Here is a 9,330-nt window from a genome sequence, read left to right as displayed (position 1 = left end):
CAAGCCGCGGGACTTCGGAAAGTAGAACTGGACTGGGTTTTCAGAGATGTGTATAAGATTCAGTTGCAAGCAACCGGCTACGTATAATAGCCCCAAATGTAGCCCCGGCCTGCTGTAGCCCGGCTGCTTGCAGCCGGGGACATATCCTATTGGAAGTAAAAATCGTTACCCGAGTTATTTTGCGGTGTCTCTCCAGGTGGTTGAGAAGGGGTTTCAGGCTCGAAGAATCGTTGAGAGCTTGTTTCTTGGTAGGTGGTCGCAGACAATTCTGTAGAAGGGCGTGGGAATGGGGAAGGGGGGGTATTAGCTGCCAATGTGGTGCGGATGTGTTGTGCCAATAATTTTAATTCGTGGGAGCTATGAAAGCCTTTATAAGGGTAAATACGGTATTTAGTGTTGTACCGTACTCCATTTAATTCATAGGGGTTTGCATTATCTAATGGTTCCCTCGTCAATGGGTGAGAGTTATTTTTTGTAAGCCATTCTTCAAGATTGGCAAAATCAATGATTTTAGTTGAGCTAATAATAGGTCGCCATTTGTTAGGTTCATATTCATACAGTTTTACCATTAAAGCAGGGTTTTCAATATCCAGAAAAAAAATTTCATCTGATGACACAAAGTCGGTTTTATCTGACACAAAGTCAAAGTTGAGTGAATCACCTCGAATTAGCTTGGCGAGATTACCAAAGTGATCCGGATGGATTTCTTTAAATAACTGAAGTATTTTTGGAAGATTTTTCTCATAATCTTTATCACCCAGTAATTCAGCTAAGGTATCGGTATTTTTTATACCAGCTATGTCAAGCATTAACGATTCGGTATTATCTTCAATAATAGGAATAAGAGTGTGAGCATTATTGATGAGTTGTGCATGCTCGCTGGTTGAAGATGTTTTAAGGTGCTGGTTAAGGCGTTTTAAATTTGCGATGGCCTGATTTTTTTGGGGCTCTTCATGGATTGCTTTGGCAATTTTACTGAAATTTGATGGTTGAATTAGCCGCAACAGCTCTAAATTTTTGTTAATACAATCGGCGTTAAAATGTTTGACGGTTAGGACTTTAACTAATTTCCTAAAGTTTGCTTCCTGGTTTGGATCTTGAAGATGAGAAATAAGTTGTTGAGCCTTGTCTTCAATACTTGGTGACGGATTTTCAAATTGCCCAAAATCCTTACTTTTAGTCGAACTTTCTGTGACCGTTGTAGATTGGTGAAGCTCAAGGACTTTACCAAGAATAACCTTTGCTAGCTGTTGGCGTCCAAAAGTGTTGCGGCTTCTTTCATCCATCGCTTGGTTTATAAACGATAGGCGTTTATATAATTCTTTGTATTGAGTTAGAGGTGCCTGTAATCCGGTAATTTTTTGGGCTTCATTGATTTCATTTTCTGTTAGGAACGCGTCACTCGATGCTGAAATTTCTGTCGTCTCAAATAGTTCTGGTACTTCTTTTGGTGGGCGGGGAACATCCACTAGATTAGTATAATCCATCTCACTGTCAACTAATAATTCTTCGAGGGCATGTTGATTAATTGGTGTCGTATTCCTTTGATTAACTAGTGTGGAAATTGTGTCGAGGCTGGTGCTAAATACAGTAAACTTCGTAAATGCTTTCTTAAGTACATAATAAAATAACCCTCTTTCGTAGCCGTCCACCGCACCTAGATAAGCACTATTAACTACATCGTATATAGCAACGATACTTCCAATGGTAAGTGCGATACCCGTAAACAAAGGCACTATAGTGAGTGTGTACACGGCTGTTTGAATTCCTGCAAAAACCGCGGCACTAAATTTCCTCTCATCGGCCGCGTTATAAGCATTTCTCGCGTAATAGAAGGGGAGGCCTATAAGTATTAAAGTGGCTATGGAAACGGTTGCAGCCGCTACAAGAAAATTAACGAACAAGGATTTCAGTGGATATAAAATAATACCTGCGATATAACCGCTAACCTTGTTGAGAGTTCGCAACATAACGAGATCCTTTTTCAAAAAAAGCGCTTTATGTTAACGAAATAATCAAAAAAGGCCAAGCTTAATTACGCTATAACACCGCGTTCTCATACATGTTCATTCACATCATCTTCTATTTTAAGTAGAATAGTGGACATTTTTAAGGAGTAGGGGATAAGGGCTATGGCAGTCAGTGTACATACAATCGATTTTGAGCGTTTGGGCATGCGGGATCTGGAGCAAGTAGGTGGTAAAAATGCTTCTTTAGGAGAAATGATAAGTCATTTATCTTCGGCTGGTGTTCTTGTCCCTACTGGATTTGCGACTACGGCAGATTCATTTCGTGAATTTCTTGCTCAAAATAATCTGGATCAAAAAATTTATGATCTGCTCTCTTCATTAAATACCGATGACATTGCTGCATTAACTGCCGTTGGCAAGCAAATTCGTCAAATGATACTCAATGCCCCGTTCTCCAAAGAATTTGAAAATGCTGTTCGTGTCTCTTACGATGAGTTAGCCAAAAGAATCGGTCACAATGATTTCAGTGTTGCTGTTCGTTCCTCCGCCACTGCTGAGGATTTGCCCGATGCCTCTTTTGCTGGCCAACAAGAAACCTATCTCAATGTGCGCGGCATTGACGCCATTTTAATTGCAATTAAGCAAGTTTTTGCCTCTTTGTTTAATGATCGTGCGATAACGTATCGTGTTCATCATGGGTTTGCTCATAACAATGTTGCTCTGTCAGCAGGTATCCAACAAATGATTCGCAGTGATTTGGCGGTTAGTGGGGTCATGTTCACCATGGACACCGAATCGGGTTTCAACCAAGTGGTATTTATTACGTCCTCTTATGGACTTGGGGAAATGGTTGTACAAGGTGCCGTCAATCCGGATGAGTTTTACGTGCATAAGCCAACGCTGCGTGCTGGAAAACCCGCAGTCATTCGCCGTACTCTGGGTAGCAAAGCGATGAAAATGGTTTATGCAGAAGGGGCGGCTGCTGAGAAAAGCGTTACCACAATGGACGTTGAGCCAAAACATCGCATTCTATTTTCTTTGACAACCAATGAAATCGAACAATTAGCACGTCATGCATTGATTATCGAGCAGCATTATGGCCGTCCCATGGATATTGAATGGGCCAAAGATGGGAAAGATGGGAAACTGTATATCCTGCAAGCCCGACCAGAAACCGTAAAAAGTCGTGCAAATATGCAAGTATTGGAACGCTACAGTTTGCAATCGAAAAGTGAAATACTCGCTGAAGGTCGAAGTATTGGCCAAAAAATTGGGCAAGGACGTGCAAAAATTATTACCGATATTAGTGAAATGCACCGTGTTGAACCGGGGGATGTCTTAATTTCTGATATGACTGATCCTGATTGGGAACCGGTCATGAAACGTGCTTCAGCTATTGTAACCAATCGTGGCGGCCGAACATGCCATGCAGCCATTATTGCACGTGAACTTGGAATTCCCGCCGTTGTTGGTTGTGGTGATGCCACCAAAACTATAAAGGATGGGAGTGAAGTGACAGTAAGCTGTGCTGAGGGCGATGCAGGTTATGTGTACCAAGGTTTGCTGCCATTTGAACAAGTTAGTCTTGATGTCGAGACGATGCCTGAGCTGCCACTTAAAGTGATGCTTAATGTCGGGAATCCGGAACGCGCATTTGCATTTCAATCCATCCCTAATGCGGGGGTAGGGCTCGCGCGATTGGAATTTTTAATTTCAAATACGATTGGTATTCATCCTAAGGCTTTGTTGGACTATGACAAACTTCAAGATAAAAAGTTAAAAGAGTTCATTGACGAAAAGACAGCAGCTTATGCTTCTCCAGTTGAGTATTATATTGAGCGGTTAAAAGAAGGGATTGCTACGATTGCAGCTGCTTTTTATCCGAAGCCGGTGATTGTCAGGCTGTCTGACTTTAAATCCAATGAATATGCCAATTTGGTAGGCGGCAAGCTTTATGAACCCCATGAAGAAAATCCCATGATTGGCTTTCGTGGTGCTTCACGCTATGTTTCTGCAGACTTCGCCGAATGTTTTGCGCTTGAATGTCAGGCTGTTCGCCGCGTTCGTGAGGATATGGGACTTGGTAATGTTGAAGTCATGATTCCTTTTGTAAGAACGGTGAGTGAAGCAAAAGAGGTTATTGATGTATTGAAAAAACAGGGTCTTGAACGAGGCAAAGCCGGTTTGCGGATCATTATGATGTGTGAATTACCTTCAAATGCCCTATTAGCCAGTGAGTTTCTGGAATATTTTGATGGATTTTCTATCGGTTCCAATGACTTAACTCAACTTACCCTTGGCTTGGATAGAGATTCAGGCCTAGTTGCGTCCCAGTTTGATGAGAGAAATCCAGCAGTTAAGGCATTACTGCATATGGCTATTGCTACTTGTAAAAAAGCAGGGAAATATGTTGGTATTTGCGGCCAAGGTCCTTCTGATCATCAGGATTTCGCACAATGGTTAATGAAAGAAGGAATTGATAGCGTATCCCTTAACCCTGATTCGGTGCTTGAAACGTGCCTCTTCCTTGCAGGCCATAAATGAAGCGTTATTTCTACTTTTTTTTAGTATTAGCAGGATCTTATCCTGCTTTATTGTTTGCGAACGTACAAAAAGATGCCCCCCATGATCCAATTGCCCCTATCCTACTGTGGGTTACGCTCATTCTATTTTTCGCGCTGGTAGGGCGTTATTTAGCCCGCTGCATAGGACAACCCGGCGTACTTGGGGAATTGTTAATGGGCGTGTTATTAGGAAACCTTAGCTATTATTTTGGTTCGGACTTAATGGTAATTTTGCGAGAAGGCCCTGAAATTTTTAATATCATGGGTGCTATCTTGAGAGGGGAAGCATTACCCCAGGCAGTCGCAACCCATATTACTAATCCTTTTTATGCCCGGGAGATCATAGAGGCACTCACTGGGCCGCACGGCCTTGATTTAATCAAAATAGGGTATGTACTCGATGTTTTCTCGCGTTACGGCGTAATTTTTTTATTGTTTATGGTGGGTTTGGAAAGTTCTGTAGAAGAATTAAAGCATACGGGGCGTGAGTCAATTCAAGTGGCGGTGCTTGGTGTCCTTGCGCCTATTTTCTTAGGTTTTATCGTTGCTCATCTCTTACTCCCGGCCGCTTCTTATAAGGTTGATTTGTTTGTGGCTGCCACGTTATCGGCAACCAGTGTGGGTATTACAGCGCGCGTCCTTGCCGAAATGAAAAAATTACGTACCCGTGAAGCACGAACTATTCTCGGTGCGGCAATGATTGATGACATATTGGGATTAATTATTTTAGCGATAGTCAGTTCACTCGTAATCAATGATGCCGTTGATTTTTCAGTGGTTGTCCGTATCGTTCTTTCGGCGTTAATGTTCTTTGTAGTAGCGCTAACAGTTGGACCATTTATTTTAAGAAAGGTAGTCAATTTCTTTGATCATTTCCTTGATTTCTGGGAAGTAAAATTACTGGCGTCGTTTATTTTTGTAATGGTCCTGGCCTGGTTAGCCACGTTGGTTGATCTTGCCGCTATTATTGGAGCTTTTGCAGCTGGTTTAATTCTCCATGATGATTTTTTCACGTCGAAAAACGGAAACCACCATCATGAGTCACGTAGTATTAAAAGTTTGGTGGGACCACTTGAATCAATTCTTGCCCCATTATTTTTTATTTTAATTGGTATTCAAGTAAAACTCGAAACATTTGCCAACTGGTCTGTGTTAACTATGTCAGCGGGTCTTATTGTTGCTGCCATAGTAGGTAAGTTAATAAGTGGTTTGGGCGGCAATAAGAAAGATGATCGTTTATTGATAGGTGTTGGTATGTTGCCTAGGGGTGAAGTAGGGTTGGTTTTTGCATCCATTGGACGTACGCTTGGGGTTATTTCTGATCAGCTTTTCTCCGCTGTAATTCTGATGGTGGTTGTAACCACATTTCTTGCACCACCCTTGCTTAAAGCAAGGTATGCTAAAAATCCTCGGGATATAAAACATGAACATAAATAAAACGCAAGTCTTGGAGGATGTTAGGCGGGCTTTAGCTGAAGATATTGGCTCAGGAGACATTAGTGCAGAGTTATTATCATCACATCGAATAGCCAATGCTGAGATTATCTCCCGCGAGCCTATGGTGGTTTGTGGTATTCCATGGGTGGAGGCTGTTTTTACGGAAATTAATCCCCATATAGAACTGGAGTGGTTGGTGAAAGAAGGGGAGTGGCTTGATAAGCCAGCCACATTATGCAAGATAACAGGAGTTGCAGCGAATATCCTAACTGCTGAGCGTACAGCCTTAAATTTCTTACAAACCTTATCCGCAACAGCGACCCAAACACATCAATATTTGCTTCAGATTAAGGACAAAAAGACACGGCTATTGGATACCCGTAAGACAATTCCTGGCCTACGCTTGGCGCAAAAATATGCAGTGGCCTGTGCAGGTGGTGTTAATCACCGGATGGGCCTGTATGATGCCTTTTTAATCAAGGAAAATCATATAAAGTCTTGCGGTTCAATTACCAATGCAATTGCGATGGCTAGGAAAAAGCATGGCGACCTCCTTGTTGAAGTTGAAGTTGAAACGTTGGAGGAATTTCAAGAAGCGCTAGCAGTAAGGCCTGATCGTATTTTGCTTGATAATTTCAGCAATGCTATGCTTTTGGAAGCAGTAAAAATAAATCAGGGGCGTTGTGAACTAGAAGCATCAGGCGGTATAGATTTAAATACTATCAGTGCTGTTGCCGCAACCGGTGTTGATTATATTTCAGTCGGTTCCATTACCAAATCAATTCGGGCAATTGATTTAAGCTTATTAGTTAGGGAAGTTAAATGAATCCACGAATCGTGTTTACCGGGGGCGGAACAGCCGGACATGTAACACCCAATTTGGCATTAATTGAAATTTTACAGAAAAACGATTGGCAAATTGATTATATCGGTTCGGAAGAAGGTGTAGAAAAAGGTATGATAAGTACTTTAAACATCCCTTATCATGCTATAAGTAGTGGCAAGTTAAGACGTTATTTCAGTTGGCAAAATTTTTTAGATCCTTTGAAAATTTTTGGGGGGGTCGTCCAGTCTTATTGCTTATTGCGAAAGTTAAAAGCAGATATAGTATTTTCAAAAGGCGGTTTTGTGGCATTCCCTGTTGTTGTCGCAGCCTGGTTAAACCGTATTCCGGTGATTGCCCATGAGTCGGATATGACGCCTGGACTTGCCAATCGTTTAAGTTTTCCTTTTGTGGACAAAATTTGCGTTACATTTGCAGCGGCAAAAAAGCATTTTAAAAAGCAGCAAAAAATTGAAGTTACAGGGACGCCAATACGTTCGCAGTTATTCAAAGGTTCTAAAAAAAAAGGGTTGGAGCTTTGCGGTTTTACTACGGAAAAGCCTTGCATCCTGGTGATGGGTGGGAGTTTGGGGTCGGCCTTATTAAACAGTACACTAAGGGAAAATTTAGCGGCTTTATGCGAACATTTTCAAATTATCCATCTATGCGGAAAAGGAAAAGTTGACCCTGGTTTGCTTAATAAAAAAGGCTATTGTCAGTTGGAATATGCTAATGAAGAATTGGCTGATTTATTTGCTGCTACGGATTTGGTCATTTCACGGGCCGGAGCAAATGCTTTATGTGAAATTCTTGCCTTAGGCAAACCGCACGTTTTAATACCGCTCTCTGCTAAAGTGAGTAGAGGTGATCAAATTCAAAATGCCAACTATTTCAAAGGGCAGGGGGTTAGCGTAGTCGTTGAAGAAGAAAAGCTTACGGCTCAGACTCTTTTAAAGGCTATTAACGATGTTAATCAGCATAAAGAAGAAATCGTTGCAAAAATTAAGGCGCTTAATATTGAGTCAGCTGCCTTAAAAATAATTGCATTGATCAAGGAGCAGATGCATGTTGAATCCCCAGAGATTGTTTGACTATATTCGTCAGCAATGGCAGGAGACTATTCTTCCAAGCCTTTGTGAATACATTAAAATTCCCAATAAATCCCCGCATTTTGATCAACAGTGGCAAGAACATGGTTTCATGGAACGGGCTGTCAGTCATGTTGCGGACTGGTGCAAAACCCATGCCCCAGCAGGAATGACACTGGAAATTGTACGTTTACCTAATCGAACACCCTTGTTATTTATGGAAGTTTCTGGACAACTGGATGACACAGTCTTGCTTTATGGGCATTTGGATAAGCAACCAGAGATGACTGGATGGCAAGAGGGTTTAGAGCCCTGGAAGCCTGTGATTAGGGATGGCCGTCTTTATGGTCGAGGAGGAGCTGATGATGGCTATGCAGCCTATGCTTCATTAACAGCAATACGTGCATTACAGGAACAGGGCGTACCTCATGCTCGCTATATTTTGATTATTGAGGCTTGCGAGGAAAGTGGCAGCTATGATTTACCGTTTTATATCGATGCATTGAAAGAAAAGATTGGTAAACCTTCTCTGGTAATTTGCTTGGATTCTGGCGCAGGAAATTATGAGCAGCTATGGATGACCACCTCACTGCGTGGAAATGTCGTGGGTGAATTATCTGTTGAGGTTCTGACAGAAGGTGTCCACTCAGGCTATGCTAGCGGCATAGTGGCTGACAGTTTTCGAATTGCCAAGCAATTGATAAGCCGGATTGAAGATGAAGCGAGTGGTGAGATCAAACTTGAGGAGTTATTCTGTGAGATTCCGCACGAGCGCGTACAGCAGGCAGCAGCTTGCGCAGAAATTCTTGGTGATGCAGTTTATACGAATTTACCTTTTCATTCTGGTGTCGAACCTGTTGACAAAGACAAACAACAGCTTCTTTTAAATCGCACCTGGCGTCCCGCACTAGCCATTACCGGTGCTGCAGGTTTGCCTTTAATGGGTGATGCGGGAAACGTACTGCGCCCAAAAACATCTCTAAAGTTATCAATGCGTATCCCGCCCCTGGTTTGCCCCCAGAAGGCGGCTTTAGCCATGCAGCGTGCATTAACTGAAAACCCTCCTTATCAAGCGAAAGTAGATTTTCACCTCCAGGATGGTGCTGTAGGTTGGAATGCTCCTAAAATGGTCTCCTGGTTGGAGGAGGCTGCAAATAATGCTTCGATAATGTTTTATAAAAAACCTGCTGCTTATATCGGGGAAGGTGGCACCATTCCCTTTATGGGGATGTTGGGTGAAAAATTTCCTGATGCACAGTTTATGATTACAGGGGTATTGGGCCCACATTCCAACGCGCACGGTCCTAATGAGTTTTTACATTTGGATATGGTAGAAAAATTAACGGCTTGCGTTTCCTATGTACTGCACTCACATTCCACTCAGATAACACTCGACAGCTAATCAAAATATTGCGATACTCCTTCACCTTCTTGCAGGTAAGCAAGAA

6 protein-coding genes are annotated in these 9,330 nt (G+C 42.2%); 5 read left to right on the top strand and 1 reads right to left on the bottom strand.

What is annotated here, in order from left to right; genetic code table 11:
* Nucleotides 1–146 precede the first annotated feature (146 nt).
* Nucleotides 147–1,970, bottom strand: a complete 1,824-nt coding sequence (locus Ljam_RS04895) for a hypothetical protein (protein ID WP_058449012.1) — start codon at nt 1,968–1,970, stop codon at nt 147–149.
* Nucleotides 1,971–2,132: 162 nt separating this feature from the next.
* Here Ljam_RS04895 and ppsA point away from each other — a divergent pair, with 162 nt between their 5' ends.
* The 5 genes from ppsA to Ljam_RS04870 are packed head-to-tail and all read left to right on the top strand — an operon-like array spanning nt 2,133 to nt 9,284.
* Nucleotides 2,133–4,514 carry a phosphoenolpyruvate synthase gene (ppsA, locus tag Ljam_RS04890; RefSeq protein WP_058449011.1) on the top strand — a complete coding sequence of 794 codons (2,382 nt, stop codon included), beginning with the start codon at nt 2,133–2,135 and terminating at the stop codon, nt 4,512–4,514.
* On the top strand, nt 4,511–5,971 hold the full coding sequence (locus Ljam_RS04885) for a cation:proton antiporter (RefSeq protein WP_058449010.1): 1,461 nt from the start codon (nt 4,511–4,513) through the stop codon (nt 5,969–5,971). Before ppsA ends, Ljam_RS04885 begins: the two co-directional genes overlap by 4 nt.
* Nucleotides 5,958–6,797, top strand: a complete 840-nt coding sequence (gene nadC, locus Ljam_RS04880) for a carboxylating nicotinate-nucleotide diphosphorylase (RefSeq protein WP_058449009.1) — start codon at nt 5,958–5,960, stop codon at nt 6,795–6,797. Before Ljam_RS04885 ends, nadC begins: the two co-directional genes overlap by 14 nt.
* Entirely contained in the window at nt 6,794–7,885 is a 1,092-nt protein-coding gene (locus tag Ljam_RS04875; RefSeq protein WP_058449008.1) for an undecaprenyldiphospho-muramoylpentapeptide beta-N-acetylglucosaminyltransferase, read from the top strand. The genes nadC and Ljam_RS04875 overlap by 4 nt, the downstream gene beginning before the upstream one ends.
* Nucleotides 7,860–9,284 carry a M20 family metallopeptidase gene (locus Ljam_RS04870; RefSeq protein WP_058449007.1) on the top strand — a complete coding sequence of 475 codons (1,425 nt, stop codon included), beginning with the start codon at nt 7,860–7,862 and terminating at the stop codon, nt 9,282–9,284. Before Ljam_RS04875 ends, Ljam_RS04870 begins: the two co-directional genes overlap by 26 nt.
* Nucleotides 9,285–9,330 lie beyond the last annotated feature (46 nt).

It is taken from the genome of Legionella jamestowniensis (genome assembly GCF_001467745.1).
Taxonomy (GTDB): Bacteria; Pseudomonadota; Gammaproteobacteria; order Legionellales; family Legionellaceae; genus Tatlockia; species Tatlockia jamestowniensis.
The sequence above is the reverse complement of the archived record's forward strand: the minus strand, read 5'-3'. Positions and strand labels throughout refer to the sequence as shown.

What these genes read in the sequence shown, in the direction of transcription:
- Ljam_RS04895 (WP_058449012.1), bottom strand. Translation starts at nt 1,970, where the DNA reads ATGTTGCGAACTCTCAACAAGGTTAGCGGTTATATCGCAGGTATTATT.
- ppsA (WP_058449011.1), top strand. Translation starts at nt 2,133, where the DNA reads ATGGCAGTCAGTGTACATACAATCGATTTTGAGCGTTTGGGCATGCGG.
- Ljam_RS04885 (WP_058449010.1), top strand. Translation starts at nt 4,511, where the DNA reads ATGAAGCGTTATTTCTACTTTTTTTTAGTATTAGCAGGATCTTATCCT.
- nadC (WP_058449009.1), top strand. Translation starts at nt 5,958, where the DNA reads ATGAACATAAATAAAACGCAAGTCTTGGAGGATGTTAGGCGGGCTTTA.
- Ljam_RS04875 (WP_058449008.1), top strand. Translation starts at nt 6,794, where the DNA reads ATGAATCCACGAATCGTGTTTACCGGGGGCGGAACAGCCGGACATGTA.
- Ljam_RS04870 (WP_058449007.1), top strand. Translation starts at nt 7,860, where the DNA reads ATGTTGAATCCCCAGAGATTGTTTGACTATATTCGTCAGCAATGGCAG.